General features: G+C 71.2%; 17 protein-coding genes and 2 pseudogenes. 12 read left to right on the forward strand and 7 right to left on the reverse strand.

Features of this window, described 5'->3' with window-relative positions; translation table 11 throughout:
• Nucleotides 1-14: 14 nt before the first annotated feature.
• Entirely contained in the window at nt 15-653 is a 639-nt protein-coding gene (locus ACZ7OO_RS04590; RefSeq protein WP_471501445.1) for an HD domain-containing protein, read from the reverse strand.
• A gap of 102 nt (nt 654-755) precedes the next feature.
• On the opposite strand from ACZ7OO_RS04590, the gene ACZ7OO_RS04595 reads away from it, so the two are divergent.
• Complete coding sequence (locus ACZ7OO_RS04595) at nt 756-1,721, forward strand: GlxA family transcriptional regulator (protein WP_471501447.1); 966 nt, start codon at nt 756-758, stop codon at nt 1,719-1,721.
• A gap of 65 nt (nt 1,722-1,786) precedes the next feature.
• Here ACZ7OO_RS04595 and ACZ7OO_RS04600 read toward each other — a convergent pair.
• Both ACZ7OO_RS04600 and ACZ7OO_RS04605 read right to left on the reverse strand, forming a co-directional pair.
• Nucleotides 1,787-2,194: pseudogene (locus ACZ7OO_RS04600) on the reverse strand (ATP-binding protein); the annotation flags it as partial.
• Nucleotides 2,195-2,250: 56 nt separating this feature from the next.
• Nucleotides 2,251-2,964, reverse strand: a pseudogene (locus tag ACZ7OO_RS04605) (PAS domain-containing protein); the annotation flags it as partial.
• 79 nt (nt 2,965-3,043) lie between these two features.
• On the opposite strand from ACZ7OO_RS04605, the gene ACZ7OO_RS04610 reads away from it, so the two are divergent.
• The 5 genes from ACZ7OO_RS04610 to ACZ7OO_RS04630 all read left to right on the forward strand — a co-directional run bounded on the left by ACZ7OO_RS04610 (nt 3,044) and on the right by ACZ7OO_RS04630 (nt 11,233).
• Nucleotides 3,044-3,631, forward strand: a complete 588-nt coding sequence (locus ACZ7OO_RS04610; RefSeq protein WP_471501449.1) for a hypothetical protein — start codon at nt 3,044-3,046, stop codon at nt 3,629-3,631.
• 161 nt (nt 3,632-3,792) lie between these two features.
• On the forward strand, nt 3,793-5,025 hold the full coding sequence (locus tag ACZ7OO_RS04615; RefSeq protein ID WP_471501451.1) for an acyltransferase family protein: 1,233 nt from the start codon (nt 3,793-3,795) through the stop codon (nt 5,023-5,025).
• A 234-nt stretch (nt 5,026-5,259) separates the two neighbouring features.
• Nucleotides 5,260-9,342: a discoidin domain-containing protein gene (locus tag ACZ7OO_RS04620; protein WP_471501453.1), complete on the forward strand. Its 4,083-nt coding sequence runs from the start codon at nt 5,260-5,262 to the stop codon at nt 9,340-9,342.
• Between the two features lie 211 nt (nt 9,343-9,553).
• A complete protein-coding gene (locus ACZ7OO_RS04625) occupies nt 9,554-10,681 on the forward strand; it encodes an FAD-dependent monooxygenase (protein ID WP_471502322.1) in 1,128 nt (375 codons plus the stop codon).
• Nucleotides 10,682-10,858: 177 nt separating this feature from the next.
• Nucleotides 10,859-11,233 carry a VOC family protein gene (locus tag ACZ7OO_RS04630; protein WP_471502324.1) on the forward strand — a complete coding sequence of 125 codons (375 nt, stop codon included), beginning with the start codon at nt 10,859-10,861 and terminating at the stop codon, nt 11,231-11,233.
• A 70-nt stretch (nt 11,234-11,303) separates the two neighbouring features.
• Here ACZ7OO_RS04630 and lpdA read toward each other — a convergent pair whose 3' ends face one another.
• Both lpdA and ACZ7OO_RS04640 read right to left on the reverse strand, forming a co-directional pair.
• A complete protein-coding gene (lpdA, locus tag ACZ7OO_RS04635) occupies nt 11,304-12,701 on the reverse strand; it encodes a dihydrolipoyl dehydrogenase (RefSeq protein WP_471501455.1) in 1,398 nt (465 codons plus the stop codon).
• Nucleotides 12,702-12,754: 53 nt separating this feature from the next.
• Entirely contained in the window at nt 12,755-13,453 is a 699-nt protein-coding gene (locus tag ACZ7OO_RS04640; protein ID WP_471501457.1) for an SDR family oxidoreductase, read from the reverse strand.
• A 221-nt stretch (nt 13,454-13,674) separates the two neighbouring features.
• Between ACZ7OO_RS04640 and ACZ7OO_RS04645 the strand changes: the two genes are divergently transcribed.
• The 3 genes from ACZ7OO_RS04645 (at nt 13,675) to ACZ7OO_RS04655 (ending at nt 15,816) form a co-directional block, all read left to right on the forward strand.
• Nucleotides 13,675-14,175 carry a winged helix-turn-helix transcriptional regulator gene (locus ACZ7OO_RS04645; protein ID WP_471501459.1) on the forward strand — a complete coding sequence of 167 codons (501 nt, stop codon included), beginning with the start codon at nt 13,675-13,677 and terminating at the stop codon, nt 14,173-14,175.
• A 76-nt stretch (nt 14,176-14,251) separates the two neighbouring features.
• On the forward strand, nt 14,252-14,758 hold the full coding sequence (locus ACZ7OO_RS04650; RefSeq protein ID WP_471501461.1) for an SRPBCC family protein: 507 nt from the start codon (nt 14,252-14,254) through the stop codon (nt 14,756-14,758).
• Nucleotides 14,758-15,816 (forward strand): LLM class flavin-dependent oxidoreductase, encoded by a 1,059-nt coding sequence (locus tag ACZ7OO_RS04655; RefSeq protein WP_471501463.1) that lies wholly within the window; start codon nt 14,758-14,760, stop codon nt 15,814-15,816. Before ACZ7OO_RS04650 ends, ACZ7OO_RS04655 begins: the two co-directional genes overlap by 1 nt.
• A gap of 385 nt (nt 15,817-16,201) precedes the next feature.
• On the opposite strand, the gene ACZ7OO_RS04660 is transcribed toward ACZ7OO_RS04655, so the two are convergent.
• Nucleotides 16,202-16,897 carry a TetR/AcrR family transcriptional regulator gene (locus tag ACZ7OO_RS04660; protein ID WP_471501465.1) on the reverse strand — a complete coding sequence of 232 codons (696 nt, stop codon included), beginning with the start codon at nt 16,895-16,897 and terminating at the stop codon, nt 16,202-16,204.
• 238 nt (nt 16,898-17,135) lie between these two features.
• On the opposite strand from ACZ7OO_RS04660, the gene ACZ7OO_RS04665 reads away from it, so the two are divergent.
• Complete coding sequence (locus tag ACZ7OO_RS04665) at nt 17,136-17,918, forward strand: polysaccharide deacetylase family protein (protein ID WP_471501467.1); 783 nt, start codon at nt 17,136-17,138, stop codon at nt 17,916-17,918.
• Between the two features lie 109 nt (nt 17,919-18,027).
• A complete protein-coding gene (locus tag ACZ7OO_RS04670) occupies nt 18,028-20,325 on the forward strand; it encodes an FUSC family protein (RefSeq protein WP_471501469.1) in 2,298 nt (765 codons plus the stop codon).
• Nucleotides 20,326-20,484: 159 nt separating this feature from the next.
• On the opposite strand, the gene ACZ7OO_RS04675 is transcribed toward ACZ7OO_RS04670, so the two are convergent.
• Nucleotides 20,485-20,628 (reverse strand): hypothetical protein, encoded by a 144-nt coding sequence (locus ACZ7OO_RS04675; RefSeq protein WP_471501471.1) that lies wholly within the window; start codon nt 20,626-20,628, stop codon nt 20,485-20,487.
• A 179-nt stretch (nt 20,629-20,807) separates the two neighbouring features.
• Between ACZ7OO_RS04675 and ACZ7OO_RS04680 the strand changes: the two genes are divergently transcribed.
• On the forward strand, nt 20,808-21,632 hold the full coding sequence (locus ACZ7OO_RS04680; RefSeq protein WP_471501473.1) for a maleylpyruvate isomerase family mycothiol-dependent enzyme: 825 nt from the start codon (nt 20,808-20,810) through the stop codon (nt 21,630-21,632).
• Nucleotides 21,633-21,887: the final 255 nt, after the last annotated feature.

The following is a 21,887-nucleotide window of genomic DNA, read 5'->3' on the forward strand; positions in this document are numbered from 1 at the left end:
TGGTCGCGGCTCGGTCACTCGGGCCAGGCGGAGCCCTTGATGACCTCGACGAAGTCGCCGCGGCGGAAGCCGGGGACGTAGTGGGCCAGTACGTCGGCCTTGACGTTGCCGAAGGTGGTGTCGGGGCGGTCCTGGATGCCCTCGGTGAACGCGGCGAGGATCTGGTTCTTGAAGTCCGGGCGCGGGTGCGCCGCGACGACCGCCGCGCGCTGCTCGTCGGTGACCTCGTGGTAGCCGATCCCCAGGACGTCCAGCTCGACGCCGCGGGTGACCAGGGCGATCTCGGGTGCCATGTGCAGCGGGATCTCCGGCGTGGTGTGCAGGGCGATGCTCGTCCAGACCCGGTCGGCGGGTTCGCCGGTGATGCCGTGGGCGTGCAGGAAGTGGCGGGCCTCGTCGGCGCCGTCGATCTCGAAGCGCTGGTCGGTGCGGCGCAGGCTCTTGGTCAGCCCGAGGTCGTGGAACATCGCCCCCACGTACAGCAGCTCGGGGTCGAAGGTCAGCCCCAGGGCCCGGCCGCGCAGCGAGCCCCACAGGTAGACCCGCCGGGAGTGGTCGAACACCAGCGGCACGGCGACGTCGCGCACCATCTCGGTGGCCTCCCGCACCAGGGTGGTGTCCGGGATCCGTACGCCTGCGATCTCTTCGCTCATCGTTCCTCAGCCTCCATACCGGATGGGTGATGTACCTCCAGGGTTCTCCGGGGACGTAGGCTGGGCCATGTCTCTGCTGCCAGGAAACCCACGGATTCGGACATGGCACATCGGGTGGGCTTCGTGGTCTTCGAGGGCGTGACCATGCTCGACGTCAGCGGCCCCTCGGAGGTGCTGCACCAGGCAGGCCGGCTCACCGACCCCTATGAACTGGTGCTGGTCTCGCCGGAGGGCGGAACGGTCACCACCTCCGCCGGACTGGCGCTGACCGGCACCGTCCGGGCGGCCGACGCCGGACCCGTCGACACGGTCCTGGTCGCGGGCGGCGACCGGCTGGCCGAGCGGCCCATCGAGGACGAGCTGCTGGCCACGGCCCGCGAACTGACCGAGCGGGCACGCAGGGTCGCCTCGGTGTGCACCGGCGCGTTCGTCCTGGGCGAGCTGGGCCTGCTCGACGGCCGCCGTGCCACGACCCACTGGCGGCACGCGGCCAGGTTCGCCCGCCGCTACCCCCGGGTCCGGGTCGAGCCGGACGCCATCCACGTCCGCGACGGACGGTATGTCACCTCGGCGGGCATCAGCGCGGGCATCGACCTCACCCTCGCCCTGGTGGAGGACGACCACGGCGCCGGCGTGGCCCGGGACATCGCCCGCGAACTGGTTGTCTTCATGCAACGCCCGGGCGGGCAGTCCCAGTTCTCCACGGCCATCACCACCCCACCGGCCCGCAGCGACCTCCTCCGCACGCTGATCGCCTCCGTGCTCACCGACCCGACCGCCGACCACAGCCTGCCCGCCCTGGCCGCGTCCGCCGCCGTCAGCCCCCGGCATCTGGCCCGGCTGTTCCGCGCCGAACTGGGCACCACACCGGCGCGCTGGGTCGAACGGGTCCGCCTCGACCGCGCCCAGCAACTGCTCCTGGAGGGCCACAGCGTCACCTCGGCCGCACAGCACAGCGGGCTCGGCACCGACGAGACCCTCCGCCGCGCCTTCGCCCGCCACCTCGGCACGACCCCGACCCACTACCGCCGGCGCTTCGCCACCACCAGCAGCCGCAGCCAGGAGTAGACGCAGCCAGGAGTAGACGCAGTCGCCTCGGCAGCTTCCTCGGGCCGCGGCCGAGCCGGACCGGCTCACAGGGCCGGGTCGGGGCACTCGATGAGCTGTTCGGACCAGATCGTCTTGCGTTTCTGGCCGTGGCGGCAGCCCCAGCGGGCCCCGAGTCGGGCGACGAGGAACAGGCCGCGTCCTCCCTCGTCGGTGGTGCGGGCACGTCGTAGGCGGGGCTGGGTGCTGGAGGCGTCGGTGACCTCGCAGACCAGCACGTCGTGGCGGATCAGCCGCAGCTCCATCGGCGGGCGGCCGTAGCGAATCGCGTTGGTGACCAGTTCGCTGACGATGAGTTCGGTGGCGAAGACCAGGTCATCCAGCCCCCAGGCGGTGATTTGGCGCGTGGTCCAGGCTCGCGCCTCGGACACGGCGCACGGATCCGCCGGGATCTTCCAGTGTGCGGTGTCCTTGGCCGGGACGGCGCGCGTGCGGGGGTGCTGGCCTCGCTGAGGATGGCCAGTCGCTCGCGCGCCCGCCGGTTGCCGGTGACATCCACGATCATGGAGCACACGCCCAGTGGCGTGCCGTCCGCGCCCTGGAGACAGAAGAACGACACCGAGAACGCGTGCTCACGGCGAGGGTCCGCCGGCGGCCACGCCCGGAACTCGTGGACCGTGGTCGCACCGCTCTCCAGCACCTGCTGCAACACCGCCTCGAGCGCTTCGGCCTCGAAGGCGGGCAGCGAGTCCTTGAGGCGGCGTCCGAACCGTCGGTGACGAGGCACGCCGTCGTGACGCTCCATGGCGTCGTTCGCCCAGACACAGCGCAGCTGCGGGTCACGGACGATGATGCCGATCGGCGCGCGGGCGAGGAGCGACTCGCGCACCGGTCCGTGGGCCGTCCCCGAGGACAGGGAGCCTATGTCGGTCACGGACACCAGCCACCGGGTGCCGGCGTCCTGGCCCCAGAGCAATGAGACCTGCAGCGTCATGGTGAGCGTGCGGCCGTCGCGGTGGCGGACCGCCAGGGTGCCGGCCCAGCCCCCCTGGGCACGGCACTGCTCGGCCAAAGCCGAAACCCTCCCGGCGTCCTCGGGAGGCGGCAGCACGCGTGCGATGGAGCGGCCCACCACCTCCTGGGCCGAGTACCCGACCAGCTGCTGAGCGGCGTGCGTCCACCCCACCACGGTCCCCTCCGTATCGATCATCGCTATGGCCGCGTCGCAGCTGCTCCCCGCACTCCTGGCTCTGTGGCAGAGCACGGTGATGGTCAAGACTGCGTCATGTGGTTCCAGCGGCTGAGAGGGCGGGAGTCGGCCGACGTACTAAGGGGGCAAGTGGATGCGCCTCCTGAAGAAGGGCAGCTCGTTGATCCTCCGACGCATCGTCCTGAGCCTCACCGTAGGGCTCGCCGCCCCGCTCCTGCTGGGGGCGTGCGGCTCCTCGAACGGCACGAGCCCCGGCACCGCCGCCTCCGTGGCCCCTGCCGCCTCGGATCCGGCAGCCGCCGCACCGGCTACCTCGGCAACGGGCGACAGCGGCAGCTCCGGGGCCGGGCAGACGGCCACGGCCACCATCGTGATGGCCGAGGCGATGACAGGCATGGGCAGCGTGGTCACCGACGGCAAGGGGATGACCCTCTACCGCTACGACAAGGACGAGTCGACGCCGTCCAAATGGACGTGCTCGGGCGCCTGCACAAAGACGTGGCTGCCGGTCATCGTCCAGGACTCGGTACAGACCTCAGGGGTGGAGAAGAGTCTTCTCGGCACGGTTCACCGCAACGGCATGAAGCAGCTCACCCTCGCCGGCTGGCCGCTCTACCGGTACAGCGGCGACACAAAGGCCGAACAGGCAAACGGCCAGGGCAAGGACAACGAGTGGTACGCCGTCACCCCGTCCGGACAGAAAGCCGCTGCGACGGGCTGAGGCCTACGGCCTGATCACTGGCCGCACTCGTGTTGAACCTCTGAGGCGGGCGCCACGTACCAAGTCTCCGTGGTGGCACTGTGCCGCCCGGCGCACCGCCAGGGACACGGGCCGGCGGTCGAATGCGCTGCTAGAGAAGGGGTTGAACAATTTCCGCGGACTTGAGCCGTCCGGCCGCCGGCGCCCTCGACTTGGCAGCGCCGGCCCCAGCAGGGCAGGAAGAGGCGGCGAGCACGGCGCGCGTCCAGTCGCAAGTGGTGGGCCTGGACGGTCTCCGCGGCCTGGCGGCGCTGTATGTGGTGCTGTTTCACTGCTGGCTGTACACCTTCCCCGGCTACCCCGACAGTTCGGCGCCTCCGTGGTTGAAGGGGCTGATGTTCGGGCGTCTCGCCGTCGTCTTCTTCCTGGTGCTGTCCGGCTTCTCCCTGGCCATCTCCCCGGCACGTCACGGCTGGCGGTCGGGCGGCGTCGCCCAGTTCCTGCGCCGCCGCGCCTGGCGCATCCTGCCGCCGTACTGGGCGGCGCTGGCCATGAGCCTGATCGTTTCCTGGTTCGTGGTGCCGGCGTCGCACTTCGGGCCACCTACTGCCCGGTCCGTCCTGGTGTTCGGTCTCGTCGCCCAGGACATGATCACCGCGCCCACACCGAACGGCGCCTTCTGGTCGATCGGAGTGGAGGCCGAGCTCTATCTCCTCTTTCCTCTTCTCCTTTTTGTCCAGCGCCGGTCGAGCGCGGCGGTCCTGGTCGCGTGCGTGACACTTCCGGTGATCGTCCGCGGCTTGATCGCGCCTGACGCAACCCCGGTGGAGAGCGACAACTGGCTCGCTCCCCACCTCGCGCCCGTGTTCGTCGCGGGCATGGTGGGCGCGGGAGTCGTCGTCGCACGGGACCGGGTTCGCGGCCTGCCATGGGGATGGTTCGCCGCCCTGGCCGCCCTGCCCGTCCTGGCTCTCGGCGTCGTCAAGGGTTCCGTATGGACGGTGAACCACTACTTCTGGATCGACCTCGCCGTCGCTCCCGCCATGACGATGCTGATCGCCGCGGTGGCCACCGGCCGACCCGCCCTGCTTCTACGGCTCCTGACCACACGACCGATCCGGAGTCTCGGCGACTTCTCCTACAGCCTCTACCTGATTCATCTGCCGATCGTCATGGCCGTGATCCGCAGAGTGGCCCCGCATCTCGTGTCTCCCGGCCTGCCCACGTTCTGGTTCACGCTTGCCCTGGCCCTGCCGGTTTCGGTGCTCGGGGCATGGCTGTTCTCCCGGATCTTCGAGATGCCCTTCAAACGGAACAGATCCTGGAAGACCCTGACCGCCCTGGGCCGTTCTCACCAGAGCAGCGGGAACACAGAAACCCGACAACTGCTCTGCCAGGAACCTGGCGAGGGCTGAGGCTTTGCCGGTCCCGCGAGCCTCCCTCTCGGGCTGCCGTCGAGCAGGCGGCCGAACCGCACAGGGAATCACTACTCGGGCTCCCCACCTGCGGCTCAGCACGGATGTCCGCACCAGGGGTTGACAGGAAGCTCTTCACGCCACAGCCTTTGGCAACGTTGTCATTCTGCTCGGTGCGGGGTGCGCGGAGCCACTCCGGCTCGCTTCGCCGCTCTTTGATGGGACGTCAGATTCATGACCGATCAATCGGATCCGTGGCGCAATCCGTCGCGACGGTCCATAGTCGCCGCGGGCTCCACCCTGCTGGCCGGATTCGGACTCAGCTCGTTGCTCCCCACCTCGACCGCGGCCGCCGCGACGGGCCGGCCGACGCAACCCGCGCCGTCTCTTGAGCTCGCGCTCAACCGGCCCGTCTCGGTCTCCTCGACGGCCTACGCCCCCACGCCCGGATCCTTCGTGGTCGACCGGCTCACCACGCCCGGCGTGCGGGGCAGCGGGTGGCGAGCGGAACCCGGCGACCCACAGTGGATCACTGTCGATCTGCAGGCCGCATGCCAGGTCACCTGGATCCGCCTCACCTTCGAAGCCGACGCCGGAGACCCCGTGTTCACGCCGCCCACCAGCGGAAACCCGGCCGACGGCACCACCGGCAAGGAGATCCTGTCGAGCTACGCGGTGGACTGCGTGGTCGAGACGTCCCTTGACCAGAAGTCGTGGACGAGTGTCTGTCGCACCACCGCCGGCACCGGCGGAGTGGTGGACATCCAGCTTCCCCGCCCGGTGTCGGCGCGCTGGGTGCGTATGACGTCCCGCAAGCGCTCCAGCCCGCTGCCCCTCGGGCTCAACGGCTTCGAGGTGTACGGCACCTCCGACGCGCACCGTCCCACGGCGACGGGCTGGTCCGACTGGGGCACCCAGCACGCCGAGGCGCCCAGGCTCACCGTTGCCGACGACGGCACGGTGCCGGTGGAGTCCGGCTGGCGGCTCACCCTGGACGACTGGGCCGGCGCGGACGGCCCCGGTCTGTCGAAGACCTCGGTCGACACGAGCCGCTGGCTGCCCGCCACCGTCCCCGGCACGGTCCTGGCCTCACTCGTGGACCAGGGCAAGCTGCCGGACCCGGTCGCCGGGCTGAACAACCTGCACATCCCCGAGGCGCTGTCGCGGCACTCCTGGTGGTACAAGCGGGACTTCGAGCTGCCGCACGGCCTGCGCACCGGGTCCGGCCGCAGGGTCTGGCTGGAGTTCGACGGCGTCAACCACAAGGCCGACGTCTGGCTCAACGGTGAGCAGGTCGGTGATCTGACGTACCCGTTCGCCCGCTCCTCGTACGACGTGACCCGGCTGCTCACCGCGGACGGCGCGAACGCGCTGGCCGTCAGGATCACGCCGATGCCCGTGCCCGGCAGCCCCGGCGACAAGGGCCCGCTGGGCGAGTCCTGGGTGGATGCCGGTGCCGGGCAGATGAACCTCAACTCCCCCACCTACCTTGCCGCTTCGGGTTGGGACTGGATGCCGGCGGTCCGCGACCGTGCGGCGGGCATCTGGAACCACGTCCGGCTGCGATCCACCGGGCAGGTCGTCATCGGCGACCCGCGCGTGGACACCGTCCTGCCGGACCTGCCGGACGTGTCGGCCGCCGAGCTGACCGTCGTCGTCCCCGTCCGCAACGCCGACTCCACCGACCACAAGGCAACGGTCTCCGCTGCCTTCGACGGCGTCCGGGTGTCCAAGGCCGTCACCGTGCCGGCCGGCGAGAGCGTCGACGTGGTCTTCGCCCCCGACACCTTCGGGCAGTTGCGGCTGCGCGACCCCAAGTTGTGGTGGCCGAACGGCCTGGGCGAGCCGAACCTGCACGACCTCACGCTCACCGCAGCGGTCGACGGCACCGAGAGCGACCGGCGCACCACCCGCTTCGGCATCCGCCAGTTCGGCTACGAGTACGAGGTGCCACTGCCGTTCACGGCGTCCGGCGACTCGTACACCCAGTCCGTCACCTTCGACCGGCAGCAGGCCCGGTACGTTCGTATCAACTGCCGTACGCGGGCCACCTCCTGGGGCAGCTCCCTGTGGGCCGTGGCCGTGCGGGACAGCACCCGGCCGACCACCGACCTCGCCCTGCACGCCCCCGCCGACGCCTCCAGCACGGACGGCGACGACCACAGTGCGGCGAACGTGACCGACGGCGATCCGGACACCCGCTGGTCCTCGGCGTACGAGGACGACCAGTGGATCCGCGTCGACCTGGGCTCGGCGCACTCCTTCGACCAGGTCGACCTCACCTGGGAGCAGGCGTACGCCCAGACCTTCGTGGTGCAGGTCTCCGCCGACGGCGCCGAGTGGACCGATGTGAGGTCGGTGGACAACGGGGCGGTGCCGCTCCCCTTCAACAACGGCAACGCCAGCCTCCAGGTCGAGGACTTCGACCAGCGGACCGCCCGCTACGTCCGGATCAACTGCGGTCTGCGCAACACCAGTTGGGGCAACTCCCTGTGGTCCCTCAGTGTCGTCGACCGCACCGCCCCCGGGACCGACCTCGCCCTGCACAGGACGGCGAAGGCCTCGACCGAGGAGTCCGACAACCCCGCCTCGCACGCCACCGACGGCGACGCGGGCACCCGCTGGTCGTCGCAGTACGAGGACAACCAGTGGATCCAGGTGGACCTGGGCTCCGCGCAGAAGTTCGACCGGGTGGCGATCGTCTGGGAGACGGCTTACCCGAAGACGTATGTGATCCAGGCGTCCGACGACGGCGAGCAGTGGACCGACGTCAAGTCCGTTTCCAACGCGCCCGATCCGCTGAAGATCCTCGTCAACGGCGTGCGGGTGCTGGCCCGCGGCGGCAACTGGGGCTGGGACGAACTGCTGCGCCGGATGCCGCCGGAGCGGATGGACGCGGCGGTGCGGATGCACCGCGACATGAACTTCACCATGATCCGGAACTGGGTCGGCACCAGCGACCGGGAGGAGTTCTTCGCCGCCTGCGACCGGCACGGCATCCTCGTCTGGAACGACTTCCCCAACGCCTGGGGCATGGACCCGCCGGACCACGACGCGTTCAACTCGACCGCGCGGGACACCGTGTTGCGCTACCGCATCCATCCCTGCGTGGTCATCTGGTGCGGGGCGAACGAGGGCAACCCGCCGGCCGCCATCGACAAGGGGATGCGCGAGGCCGTGGAGCAGCAGGTCCCCGGCCTGCTCTACCAGAACAACTCGGCCGGCGGGATCATCACGGGCGGCGGCCCCTACGGCTGGGTCGAGCCGGAGAAGTACTTCGATCCCAACACCTACGGCAGCAAGGACTTCGGCTTCCACACCGAGATCGGTATGCCGGTCGTCTCCACCGCGGCGAGCCTGCGCAACATGACGGGCGACGAGCCGGAGTGGCCCATCCGCGGCGCCTGGTACTACCACGACTGGAGCGAGCGCGGGAACCAGGCGCCGCAGAACTACAAGGCCGCCATCGAGTCCCGCCTCGGCGAGGCCACGGGTCTGGACGACTTCGCCCGCAAGGCGCAGTTCGTCAACTACGAGAACACCCGCGCCATGTTCGAAGCGTGGAACGCCAACCTGTGGAACAACGCGACCGGCCTGATGCTGTGGATGTCCCACCCGGCCTGGCACAGCACCGTCTGGCAGACCTACGACTACGACTTCGACGTCAACGGCACCTACTACGGGGCCCGTTCGGCCTGCGAGCCGCTGCACGTCCAGGCCGACCCGGTGAAGTGGCAGGTTCTCGCGGTCAACCACACCAGTGCCGACCTCAAGAACGCCACTGTCACCGCCCGTCTGTACGACCTGTCCGGTCGGCAGCTCGGCAGCGGCAGGACCGTCCGGGTGGACGTGGCACGGGCCGCCACGGAAGAGGCGTTCACCGCCGGCTGGACCGACGACCTGCCCGACCTGCACCTGCTGCGGCTGACCCTGGAGGACGCCCGCGGCAGGGAGCTCTCCCGCAACACCTACTGGCGCCACCGCGAACCAGCCGCCATGCAGTGCCTCAACAAGGCGAAGCAGGTGAACGTGTCCGGCTCCATCGGGCATGTGTCCCGTTCCGGAGACCGCCACGAACTGACCGCCACCGTCAGCAACCGCGGCTCGGCCGTCGCCGCGATGGTCCGGCTGTCCCTGGTGGACGAGGCCAATGGCCACCGGGTGCTGCCGACGCTCTACAGCCACAACTACCTGTGGCTGCTGCCCGGCGAATCGCAGACCGTCACCCTGTCCTGGCCGTCGCAGGCGCTCCCCTCCCGCCGTCCGGCGCTGACGGTGGAGGCGTACAACAGCCGCGCCACGACGCTCCGCCCCTGACAGACCGCGCATTCCCGCCGAGGGCACCCCGAACGTGCCCTCGGCGGGACGCGGACGCCCTACGCGGCGGAGTCGCGGAGTTGTGTCGGTCGGATGTCGGAGGCTGTCGGTGGGATGTCGGCGGGGGTTGGCACCTTTCCAGAGAAGCCTGCCGGGTGCCCATCCGGCGGTAGGTGTGAGAAGGAGATCTCTGGTGCATGACGTAGTGATCGTGGGTGCCGGCCCGGTCGGTCTGTTCCTCGCCTGTGAGCTCGGCCTCGCGCGCTGTTCCGTCCTGGTGCTCGAACGGGAGCCGGAGCCCGGCTCCCCGTTCAAGGGGCGGCCGTTGGGGATGCGGGGCCTGTCCGCCGAGTCCCTGGAGGCGTTCTACCGGCGCGGGTTGCTGCACCCGCTGCTGACGGCGGCGGGCGTCCCCGACGACTCCGGGGTGGACCTCGACTCGGACGAGCTGACGCCCCCTCGGCAAGGTGGCCACTTCGCCGGCATCGTGCTCGACGGCGCGAAGGTCGATGTCGCCGCCCTGCCGTACCGGCTCCGCAGCCCGGCACCGGAGGGCTTGCTGACCTACCTCGAAACGGTCGAGACGGTGTTGTCCGAGCAGGCAGCCAAGCTCGGTGTGGACATCAAGCGCGGTGTCGCGGTCGACGCCGTCGTCCAGACCGAGGAGGGGGTGGTCGCCGCGCGCGGTGAAGACGAGGTTCCCGCTGACGAGGGTGCGCATCGCGTGCCGCACCAGGGCGGAGGTGGTGGGCGCCGGGGTCCGCATCCAGCGTGCGGCGGTCCCGGCGGCCAGTCCGGCGTCGAGTCGGGAGATGTCGTTGAGGTGGTTCGCCACCGAGCGGCGCACGTCCTGCGAGGCGTCGGCGTACAGCCTGTCCAGCACCGGGACCGTGGCTCCGGGGTCGCGGTTGAGCGCGGGCACCTGCCGGGCCCAGGGAAGTTTGGGGCGGCTGCCCTCGCTCGCCAGCCGCCGTACGGCCGGGTCCCGGGAGTCGGTCCAGGTCAGGGCGGTGGCCAGGGTGCGGTCCAGGTCCGCGTTGAGGAAGGTGCGGAGCGCGAACTCGCCGGTCAGGCGGGGCGTGAGCCGCGCCAGCAGGTCCAGGCCGTCGTCGAAGTGGCGGCCGGTGCCGGACGTGGTGGCCGCGACTGCGACGGCTTCGGTGACCGGCAAAGCGTATGTGTTCACCGCGGGTACGGCCCGACCGCACGCCTTGCGGCCGCGGCCGTCCGGCACCGCACAACTCCGTTGCCCCGGCCCGTGACGGTCGCTAGGCTCGGCCGGGTGACTGCCGGGTCGGCCAGGGGCCATGCACGAGTGAGGCTCCCGGCCTCGGCGTGAGCACGAGGCGGGCCAGGGGCCCGCCCACCTTCTCCGCGTCTTCGCTCCCGGCGCCCGTATGCCCGTACGCGCGCCCGAACCCAGCAGACCCCAAGACCGGAGACTCCCTTGTCCTTTGACCAGAAGCACCCGCACGACCAGCGGGGACCGTCCGACGCGTCGGCGGCCGCCGTCCAGCTGAACCACACGGCCGTCTACGCCAGTGACCGGCACCGCTCCGCCGAGTTCCTCGCCACCGTCCTGGGCCTGCGGGTCGGCCTCCCGCTGGGGCCGTTCCTGCCGGTCGACCTCGGCAACGGCGTGACGCTCGACTACTACGAGAAGCGGGACGAGCCGATCCAGTCACAGCACTACGCCTTCCTCGTGCCCGAGGACCGGTTCGACGGCATGGTCGCCCGGCTGGAGGCGGACGGCGTCACCTACTACGCCGATCCCCACCACACCCAACCCGGCGGCATCAACGGCCTGTTCGGCGGCCGGGGCGCCTACTTCGAGGACCCGGACGGCCACAACATGGAGATCATGACCCGGCCGTACGTCCGCCCTCGGTAGACCCGTGCGGAGTGTCCGTGCCGTCTCACACACGGCACGGACACGCACACGCGTCCGCACAGGTCTGCCGTCAGAGGTTGATCATGTGTCCGGCGAGCCCGTGCAGGGCGTCCTGGACCGCCTCGCTCAGGGTGGGGTGGGCGTGGACGTTGCGGGCGAGTTCGGTCACGGTGAGATCCCACTTCTGAGCCAGCGTCAGCTCGGGCAGCAACTCGGTCACGTCCGGGCCGATGAGGTGGCCGCCGAGGAGTTCGCCGTAGCGGGCGTCGCTCACCAATTTCACGAACCCGACCGTGTCACCGAGGCCGTGAGCCTTGGCGTTGGCCGTGAAGGGGAACTTCGCCACGCGTACGTCGAAGCCCTCGGCGCGGGCCTCAGCCTCGGTCCAGCCGAAGCTGGCGATCTGCGGCTGGCAGAACGTGGCGCGCGGGATCATGCGGTAGTCGAGCTCCATGGTCTCCGCGCCGGCGATGCTCTCGGCGGCGACGATGCCCATCGCCTCGGCGGTGTGCGCCAGCATCAGCTTCGCCGTGACATCGCCGATGGCGTAGATGTGCGGCTGGCTGGTACGGCAGTACCCGTCGACGTCGATCGCACCGCGCTCGGTGAGCCGTACCCCGGTGCTGTTCAGTCCGTAACCGGCCGTGCGCGGCTGGAAGCCGGTGGCCTGGAGGACCTTCTCCGCTTCGAGGACCTGTTCCGTGTCGCCCCGGCGGACGGTCACGCGGACGTTCTCCTCGGTCTCCTCGATGGCCCGCACGGCCGTCGAGGTCATCACACGGATGCCCTGGCGTTTGAAGCGCCTGGTGAGTTCGGCGGAGACCTCCTCGTCCTCCAGCGGTGCGATACGGTCGAGGAACTCCACCAGGGTGACCTCGACGCCGTAGGACCGCAGCAGATAGGCGAACTCGATGCCGATGGCGCCCGCGCCCGCGATGATCAGGCTCGACGGGAGGCTGTCGGAGAGGATCTGTTCCTCGTAGGTGACAACGCGCCGGCCCAGCGTCGTGCCCGGCAGCAGTTTCACGGTCGAGCCGGTCGCGATGACGCAGGAGCGGAAGGTGAGTGTCGTCTCGCCGTCCTGCATACGCACCTGCAGCGTGTGGGGGTCGAGGAAGGTGCCCTGCCCCTCGAACTGTTCGATCTTGTTCTTGCGCATGAGATAGCCGACGCCCTTGACACGTCCGTCGGCCACCACCCGGCTGCGTTCGTAGGCGGCGCGGTAGTCAAGGCCCACCTCGCCGCTGATCTTCACGCCGAACTTCTCCGCGTCGTGCAGGATCAGCTGGGCGACCTCGGCGTTGCGCAGCAGCGCCTTCGTCGGGATACAGCCGATGTTGAGACAGACACCGCCCCAGAACCGGCCCTCCACGATGGCGGTGCGCAGGCCCAGCTGGGCGGCACGGATCGCGGCCACATAGCCGCCCGGCCCGGCTCCCAGGACGACGACGTCGAAGTCGGTTTGCATGGCTCCACCTCACCATTGGGTTGAGTCGGTCTGCTGACTCCACCGTCGCACGGTCAGGCGGTCGGGCTGATGAGATCGAGCGGCCCGGAGAGTGCGGCGCGGACCTGGCGGGCCGTGTCGTCGACCAGGACCTCGGGCTCGTCACGGACGATGGCGTCCATGGTCCGCGCCGCCACCTCGGCCGGGTCGGTCTTCGGCACGTCGATCTCCGCGGTGGCGTCGGTGTCCACCCAGCCGACGTGCACGCCGACGACCAGGGTCCCCTGTTCCCGAAGGGCGATACGCAGCGCGTTGGTCAGCGACCACTGCGCGGACTTCGACGCCGCGTAGCTGGGGAACCGGCTGTTCGGCCGCCAGGACGCCACGGACAGCATGTTCACCAGGGCGCCGCCCCCGTTGGCCGCGAGCACCGGTGCGAAGGCGCGGGAGACGGCCCAGGTGCCCAGATAGTTCACCTCCAGCTCCCGCCGTGCGCCGTCCATGGAGCCCTCCAGCAGGGGCGGCCCGGCCTGGATGCCCGCGTTGTTGACCACGATGGTCGCGTCGGACGCCGTCCGCGCGGCGGCCGCGACCTGGTCGTGGTCGGTGACGTCCAGGAGCAGCGGTTCCAGACCCGGCTCGGTCAAGTCCTCGGGCCGGCGGACGCCCGCGTACACCCTGGCGGCGCCCCGGGCCAGCAGAGCACGCGAGAAAGCCAGCCCGATCCCCCGGTTCGCTCCGGTCACCACCGCGACCGATCCCTCGATCTCCATCGTCGGACACCTCGTTTCACGGTTCGCTGCCGTCGAGCGGGAAACCTCGGAAGCCCGGGAAATCTGGCCCGGGTCCACCCCGAGCGTCACAGGGGCCCCAAGGAACCCGTCATGACCAGTCAAAGCGCACGGGGCAGCGCTGTCCACGCGGCCCGGATGCGGCTGGACCGTCGGCTCACCATTCTGCTGAGTTTCGTCACGAGACTCGCTATCGTAGGACCATGAAACGGACGTCGTTCGCCAAGTGGCCGTGTTCCATCGCACGGACCGTCGATCTGCTGGGTGACCACTGGACGCCGCTGGTGGTACGGGAGGCGTTCTACGGGATCCGCCGCTTCGACGAGTTCCAGCAGGAACTGGGCATCGCCCGCAACACCTTGACCGACCGGCTGCGCCACCTGGTCGACGAGCGGATCCTGGAGAAGCGGCTGTACGAGGCCGAGCCGCCGCGCTACGACTACGTCCTCACGGAGAAGGGGCGGGACCTGTTCGCCGTGCTCGCCGCGATGTCCGCGTGGGGCGACCGCTGGCTGGCCGGGGAGAGGGGGGTCCCCGTGGTCTTCCATCACGACGCCTGCGACCACGACACCACGGCCGAGGTGGTCTGCGCCCAGTGCCGGACACCCATGCGGGCAGAGGAGACCTCGATGCGGATGGGGCCCGGCTATCCGGAGCGGCTCAGGCAGCGCCCTGACGTACGACGACGGTTCGGCACCGACTGAGTCGCGGCGTCTTGACAGGGCGAGTCTCAGAAAGCAACTTTGGAGGTCAGACCCTACGGCGAGGAGGCCGACGACCTTGGAGTGGACGGGCGCACGCTACGCGGACACACCCACGATCGAGGTGCGGACCTGGATCGACGCCCCGCCGGAGAAGGTGTGGGCCCTGGTCAGCGACATCGAGCTGATGCCGGACATGAGCGAGGAACTCCGGTCCGTCGCCTGGCTGGACGGTGCTGCCGGGCCGGCGGTGGGCGCCAGGTTCGTCGGCCGCAGCGAGCACGAGGCATTCGGCAAGTGGGAGACCACGTCCTATGTGATCGAGTGCGAACCGGAGTCGGTCCTCGCCTGGGCCGTGCAAGACCCCGCGGAACCCTCCGCGGTCTGGCGGTTCCGGCTGCGCCCCGAGAACGGCGGGACCGAACTGTCGCAGTGGATGCAGCTGGGACCGGGGCGATCGGGGCTGTCGGTGGCGATCGACCGGATGCCCGACAAGGAACAGAAGATCGTGTTCGTACGGCTGCGGGAGTTCGAGCAGAGCATCACCGCCACTCTCGCGCAGATCAAGCAGCGGGCGGAGGCGTGATGCGGACGGCCACCACGATCGAGGCCTCGGGCGGCGAACACTGGTCCCAGCTCGGCGACTTCGTCGTCGAGGCGGAGAAACTGGGCCTGGACATCTGCTGGGTCGCCGAGGCCTGGGGCTCCGACGCGCCCTCCGCGCTCGGCTACTACACGGCGCTCACCGACCGGATGCTGCTCGGCTCCGGCGTCATGCAGCTGGGCACCCGGACCCCGACAGCGGTGGCCCAGACGGCCATCACCCTCTCCAACCTGTCCGGCGGGCGCTTCCTGCTCGGCCTCGGCGCCTCCGGCCCACAGGTGATCGAGGGACTGCACGGCGTGCCCTTCGCGCGGCCGCTGCGGCGCATGCGCGAGACGGTGGAGATCGTACGGCGGGTGCTCGACGGCGGCCGACTCGCCTATTCAGGCGCCGAGTTCACCGTCCCGCTGCCCGACGGCGAGGCCGTCCCGATGCGGCTGTCGATGCGCGCCGAGCACCAGATCCCGATCTATCTCGCCGCCCTGTCCCCGGCGATGCTGCGGCTGACCGGTGAGGTCGCCGACGGCTGGCTGGGCACCAGCTTCGTGCCCGAGGGCGCGGCCGACGCCTACTTCACCCACCTCGACGAGGGCCTGGCCCGCAGCGGACGTACCCGCGCCGACCTGGACGTCTGCCAGGGCGCCGAGGTCGCCTTCGCGGCCGACGAGGAGGCGCTCGGCGCGATGGTCGCCGGACGCAAGAAGGAACTCGCCTTCAGTCTCGGCGGCATGGGGTCGGCGTCCACCAACTTCTACAACGGCGCCTACAGCCGCCAGGGCTGGGCCGACGTCGCCGCCGAGGTCCACGAGCGCTGGCAGGCCGGCGACCGGGACGTCGCTGCCGCCCTGGTGACCGACGAGATGGTGCTCGGTACGACGCTGATCGGCACGGAGGCCATGGTGCGCGAGCGGCTGGCCGTCTGGCGCGACGCCGGCGTCGACACGGTCCGTCTCTATCCGGCCGGGGAGACCCTGGAGGACCGGCTCACCACGCTGGGGAGGGCGATCGAGCTGGTCCACGAGGTCGGCGGGGCCGCCTGAGCCGGCGGCGGAGCCGTTGGGCGTCGGCCCAGGGGCGCAGGGGGTGCCGGCCGCCGTCCGGGCCGGGCCGCCGACGCGCCCTCGGCTCGGTCCTCGGGCAGGATGAGCTGTGGAAGCGAGCAACCGAACGGCCGCGCCGCGACGGCGTCGGCACCGTTCTGGCCCGACGAGGCCGACGTCCTGCGCGACGAGGGCGAGGCGTATGCCCGCCGCCTGCTGGAAGCCGGCGTCCCCGTCACCGGGCGGCTCGGGCGGCCCGGGCGCCGGCGTCCCGACGGCCGGCGACACGACCCCCGGCGGCCCCGTCGTCCCCGCGAAGGCCACCGTCACCCAGACCGGTACGGCTCCCACGACACAGGACGTCGCGCCCGGGAGCGGTGCGGCCTCAGGACTCCGCGGACGTCGCGCGTACGCCGTTCAGCAGGGCGGTCAGGATACGGGTCAGCCGGGGTTCGACGTCGACCACCGCATGCGCCAACTCGGGGTGGCTTTCGTAGAGTTCGCGCAGACCGGTGCCGGGTGCGGCCATCTGCCACAGCGCCCCGGCCATGCCCGTCGCCGTGGCGATCACGTCCATGGCCGCGCCCTCGCCGACCCCGAGCAGGCCGCGCAGCGCGGTCGCGATCGAGGCGACCTCGGCGAGCGCGATCGTCTTGAACTCGTAGGCGGATTCGTGCGACACATTGCGCTCCAGGTTCAGCGGCGCCTGGGCGAGCAGGTCGCAGAAGAACGGCCGCGCCACGAGCGAGCGGGCGACGGCCGCCGCGATCTCGTCAGGGCCGGCGCCGGCGAGCTCGCCCAGCCTCGCGCGCAGCGCCACCGACCATTCCTGCCAGCCCTCGCCGGTGAGCGTCAGGAAGATCTGCTCCCGTGTCTCGAAGTACCGCAGCATCGCGGACTTGTGCATGCCGACGGCGGCGGCGATGTCGGTCAGCGTGACCTCACGCACGCTGCGCTCGGTGCCGAGCGAGCGGGCCGCGTCGAGGATCTCCCGCTCACGCTGCTGTTTGGCCGCCGCACTGCGGGCGCGCCGGGGGCCGGTCGGATTCACGACCGCAAGCTTAGCACAACCCGGTTTCATTAATAACGCGTGTTCATCGGTACCGCGCAGCCAAGCAGGCAACCGGTCCCTCCGATCCGCGATCTTCCCGGGCCGCCAACACCGATCGCCCCACCCGCCGTTAAAGGACACGCGGGGAGCCTGTCGCGGATCGCTCGCGGAATTGTCCGTGATCGGTAACGGATGGATCCGGTGCCCGCCGCCTTCCGTCTGGACGGGTGCACGAGATCAACGGAACGACAAAGGATCGGGGCGGACCATGGCACGGCGCGGCGGACGAGGGTGGTACGGCCAGGTGGCCGCGGCGGCGATGGGGGTCACCGCGGTGGCCGTGGCCGCCTCGCTGTGGACCTCGCAGACCGACCCCGTCAACGGGCATGCGGGAGCCGGGAGTTCGGCGCACCCCGCAGGGCCCGGCGCCGGCCGGAAGGCGGCCGCGGTGTCGGTGGAGATCGCGCACGCCTCGGACCGGGGCGCCCGGGGCGTGAACATCACCATCGACGACGGCCCGGACCCGGTCTGGACGCCGCAGGTGCTCCAGGTGCTCAAGGAGTACGGCGTCAAGGCCACGTTCTGCATGATCGGCCCGCAGGCCGAGGCGCATCCGGACCTGGTCAAGGCGGTGGTGGCGGCCGGGCACCGGCTGTGCGACCACACGGTGTCGCACGACGTCACCATGGACACCAAGTCCGAGGCCTACCAGTCCCAGCAGATCCTCGACGCGGAACGCATGATCACCAAGGCGTCGGGGGGCGTCCGGCCGCTCTACTACCGCGCCCCGGGCGGCGCCTTCACCCCGTACAGCAGGAAGCTCGCCGCCTCCCACGGCATGCGGCCGCTCGGCTGGAACGTCGACTCCAAGGACTTCGAACGCCCCGGTACGGCTTCCATCGTCGCCACCGTCAAGGACGAGATGCCCAACGGCCCGACCATCCTCTTCCACGACGCCGGTGGGGACCGCTCCGAGACCGTGGCCGCACTGCACGAGGTGCTGCCCTGGCTCAGGGACCAGGGGTACACGTTCGGCTTCCCGGTGCGGTGAGCGGGCCGGGTCCCGGTAAATGTTGCGGACCGCCGGATGGTGGCCGCATATAAGTGGTGTACGCGGTGCGGCGGCGGGGCCGGCTGCCCTGGGCCAGCGGGAGGTGCGCATGTCGGGGCGGGCACCACGCTGGGTGACGTGGTTGCGCGGCAAGGACCCGGACCTCGCGGCGACCCGGCGGGCCGGGCGTACGGCGCTGGTGATGCCCGCCCTGTTCGCACTGTGCACCGAGGTCCTCCACTCCCCGACGATGGCGAGCTTCGCCGCGTTCGGGTCGTTCTCGATGCTGCTGCTGGTCGATTACTCCGGTCCGATGGTGGAGCGGCTGCGGGCGCAGGCAGCTCTCGCGGTGGCGTGGCTGGTGCTGATCTGCGTCGGGACACTGGCGGCCACGGAGACCTGGCTCGCCGTAGTGGCCACCGTCGTGGTCGGGTTCGCGGTCCTGTTCGCCGGTGTGGTCAGCTCGGTGCTGGCCGGCAGTTCGACGGCGCTCCTGCTGGCCTTCGTGCTGCCGGTCAGCGCGCCGGTACCGCTGTCCCAGCTGCCCGACCGTCTCGCGGGGGCGGGACTGGCGGCGGCGGTGGCGCTGCCGGCCGTCGCCCTGTTGTGGCCGCGTCCCGTCGCCGATCCGCTCAGCGCCCCGGCGGCCGCCGTCTGCCGTGCCGCCGCCGGGTATCTGCGCACCCGCGCCTCCGTGCCGGGCGCGGACGGGTCGGTGCCCCACGCCGACCAGTGCAGAGCGGCGGCGGAGCACACCCGCCGTACCGGCGCGGACCTGCGGGGAGCCTTCGAAGCCACCCCTTATCGCCCCACCGGCCTGTCCGCGACCTCACGGGCCCTGGTCCGGCTGGTCGACGAACTCACCTGGCTGTGCGCCATCCTCGTCGACCGGTCCGACTACACCGACGAGCCCCCCGGCTGTGATCCGGCCGCGCACAGTGTGCGCCGCGCCGCCGCCCACGTCCTGGAGGTGGCCCGCGACCTGCTCACGGACCTGAACGGCGACACCGGCCCGCTGCGGGCCCGCGCCAAAGCGCTGCGGGCGGCGCTGGCCGGGATGGAGCACAGCTCCACCGTCCGTGTGCCCTCCGAACCCCCGGGTGGGAACAGCACGACGGAGATCTACGGGTTCATCGCCGCGCTCGACGTGTCCTTCCGCGCCCAGGAGCTCGGCTTCGCCGTGCTGCAGATCGCCGACAACGTGGACGTGGCGGCCACCGCCTGGCAGCGCAGCTGGCCCGAGCGGCTGCTCGGCCGTGAGCCGGGCGCGCTGGCCGCACCGCTGGCCGCCGCACGGGAACGGGCCGGCGCTCATCTCAGGGCCGACTCGGTGTGGCTGCACAACAGCCTGCGCGGCGCCGTCGGTCTCGGCATCGCCGTGTTCCTGGCCGGGGCGACCGGCGTCGGGCACTCCTTCTGGGTCCTGCTGGGCACCTTGTCCGTGCTGCGCTCCAACGCGCTCAGCACCGGGCAGAACGCCGCCCGCGCGGTCCTCGGCACGGTGGCCGGCTCGGTCGTCGGCGCCGGGCTGCTGCAGCTGATCGGCCGTCACGGCACCGCGCTGTGGTTCGTGCTCCCGGTGGCCATCCTGCTCGCCGGCATCGCGCCCGCCGCCATCTCCTTCGCCGCCGGGCAGGCCGCGTTCACCGTCACGCTCGTGGTGCTGTTCAACATCGGCCACGACCCCAACTGGCACATCGCCCTGCTGCGGGTCCAGGACATCGCGCTCGGGTGCGCGGTCAGCGTCCTCGTCGCCGTGTTCTTCTGGCCGCGCGGCGCCCGGGCCGCCGTCCACAAGGCACTCGCCCAGGCGTACGACGACAGCGCCCGTTACCTCGCAGGCGCCGTCGACTACGCCCTGGGCCACCGCCACCCCGGCGGCCCGGATCCGCAGAGCCGTGAGGCGGCGGCCTCCGCGCGCCGCCTCGACGACGCGTTCCGCAGCTTCCTGGCCGAACGCGGCGCCAAGCCGCTGTCGCTCGCCTGCACGACCACCCTCGTCTCCGGAGTCGTCGGGCTGCGCCTGGCCGCCGACGCCGTCGTCTCCCTGTGGCAGGGCGAGGACCTGGCGCGCGTCCAGGCCGTGCGGGCCGACGCCCACTGTGCCGTCCTCGGGTCGGCGGCCCTCGTCACCGACTGGTACCACGGGCTCGCGACCAGCCTCGGCGACCACTCACCCGTCCCCGACGTCGTCCCGCTGCGCCCCGAGGGTGCCGCGCGGCTGGTGGAGTCCGTCCGCACCGAACTCAGCGACGGTCAGGGCCGGGCCACCCCCGTCGCGGTGCGGATCATCTGGACCGACGACCATGTCGACGCCGCCCGCCGCCTTCAACCCGCTCTCGCCGAGGCGGCGGAGGGGCAGGCGCGGGCCCGCCATGTCCGGACGCGGAAGAGGGTCGCCGGCTGAGCACGGCGGTGTTCCGGACAGGTATGCGGGGCGGCCCACGCGACGTCGTCGACGGCGAGCCATGGCGCGGCGGACACCGCACGACCGGCCAGCCGGCGATCTCGCTGCCCCTCCACCACGACGAGGCCACCGGACTGCCCGTGGGCGTCTACGTTCTTGTCAGCCGACCGGCGGGCGACGGTCGCTCCGGTGGAGGGCCGGCTCCAGGGTCCGGGACACCTGGAGCAGCAGATCCTCGCGCCAGGGCCCGGCGACGATCTGGCCGGCTGCGCGCGGATCTCCCGCCGGCGTGGGCGAGTTCACGGCTGCCGCAGCTGATGCACCTGACCTCGAAGGAGTTGCCCGAACCAAGCGCCGCCCAGGCCGCGGACGTGGTCGTGGACACCTTCCCGCACGGCCCCCGCCCGCAGTGACCGTCACAGGGCTTGTGGTGCGCCCGTACGTCTGGTTGGCTACCGGCCGGTAGAACAGGGGCGACCGACATGGATCAGGCGGCACGGCAGGACGTCCGAGGGGCGCTGCCCGAAGGACTCGGGCAGGCGATACGGCAGGCCGGCGACGACATCGCGGCCGTGTTGTACGGCGTGGCCGACACGAGTGTCGCCGTACCGGGGTCGGAATGGACGGTCGGTGAGGCGGCCGCCCATCTGGCGCTGGCCAACGGGCTGATGGCCGACCTCGCTCTCGGACGGGAACGCCCGTACGGGGACGGCACACCGCGGAGCCTCGCGGCGGCCAACGCGGAGTCACTGGCCGCGTTCGGGGAGCGCCGGGCCGAGCCGCTGGCGACGATGATCACCGAGCAGGCCGCGCGCTGCGTCGACGCGCTGGCCACGACGGCGGACGGTCCGGCCCCGGTCACCCCGCTCGGCCCGATGGACCGGTCCGTCCTCGCCTCGTACCTGCTCACGCACATGCTGGGGCACGGCTACGATCTCGCCCGTGCGCTGCGGCGCCCGCACATGATCGAAGCCGAACGCGTCGCGCTGTGCATGCCGTTCATGCTCTCGGCGATGCCGGCCGTGGCGGACGGCTCAGCCGTCGCCGGCCTGACCGCCCGCTACACGATCCGGCTGCGCGGTGGCGCCGGCGCCTTCGGGGTCACACTCGCCGACGGTGCCGTGCGGGTGGCCGCGGAACCGCTGGAGCGCCCGGACTGCACGATCCTCATCGATCCGGTCGCCTTCCTGCTCATCGCCCTCGGCCGCCGCAATCCATGGCTCGCCATGGCCCGGGGCCAGGTACTCGCCACGGGCCGCAAACCCTGGCTCGCTCCACGCTTCCCCACCCTCTTCACCGCCCCCTGACCACCCGGCACATCGCCGGGGACGCCCGGCCGAGGTGGACGGGCCCGGAACCTCCGCCAAGACCACCCTGCCGAGCCTGCTGCCGGTGAAGGACGATCGTGGGCCAGGCCGGCGACATCGTCGTCTCGGTCCGCCCGGACCGTCCCGCGCAGGCCGCCTCCGCCGGCTGACCCGGCGTACGCCCAGGCACACCCCGTCCGGCCCAACGCCGCTCGGCCAGAAGAGGCGAGCAGGCGTGACCGATGTGACCGTGGT

Source organism: Streptomyces sp. NPDC111744 (assembly GCF_055634995.1).

Bases quoted from the DNA above. Each gene is read 5' to 3' on its own strand.
- ACZ7OO_RS04590 (WP_471501445.1), bottom strand. From the start codon at position 653: ATGAGCGAAGAGATCGCAGGCGTACGGATCCCGGACACCACCCTGGTG.
- ACZ7OO_RS04595 (WP_471501447.1), top strand. From the start codon at position 756: ATGGCACATCGGGTGGGCTTCGTGGTCTTCGAGGGCGTGACCATGCTC.
- ACZ7OO_RS04610 (WP_471501449.1), top strand. From the start codon at position 3,044: ATGCGCCTCCTGAAGAAGGGCAGCTCGTTGATCCTCCGACGCATCGTC.
- ACZ7OO_RS04620 (WP_471501453.1), top strand. From the start codon at position 5,260: ATGACCGATCAATCGGATCCGTGGCGCAATCCGTCGCGACGGTCCATA.
- lpdA (WP_471501455.1), bottom strand. From the start codon at position 12,701: ATGCAAACCGACTTCGACGTCGTCGTCCTGGGAGCCGGGCCGGGCGGC.
- ACZ7OO_RS04640 (WP_471501457.1), bottom strand. From the start codon at position 13,453: ATGGAGATCGAGGGATCGGTCGCGGTGGTGACCGGAGCGAACCGGGGG.
- ACZ7OO_RS04645 (WP_471501459.1), top strand. From the start codon at position 13,675: ATGAAACGGACGTCGTTCGCCAAGTGGCCGTGTTCCATCGCACGGACC.
- ACZ7OO_RS04655 (WP_471501463.1), top strand. From the start codon at position 14,758: ATGCGGACGGCCACCACGATCGAGGCCTCGGGCGGCGAACACTGGTCC.
- ACZ7OO_RS04660 (WP_471501465.1), bottom strand. From the start codon at position 16,897: ATGAAACCGGGTTGTGCTAAGCTTGCGGTCGTGAATCCGACCGGCCCC.
- ACZ7OO_RS04665 (WP_471501467.1), top strand. From the start codon at position 17,136: ATGGCACGGCGCGGCGGACGAGGGTGGTACGGCCAGGTGGCCGCGGCG.
- ACZ7OO_RS04670 (WP_471501469.1), top strand. From the start codon at position 18,028: ATGTCGGGGCGGGCACCACGCTGGGTGACGTGGTTGCGCGGCAAGGAC.
- ACZ7OO_RS04680 (WP_471501473.1), top strand. From the start codon at position 20,808: ATGGATCAGGCGGCACGGCAGGACGTCCGAGGGGCGCTGCCCGAAGGA.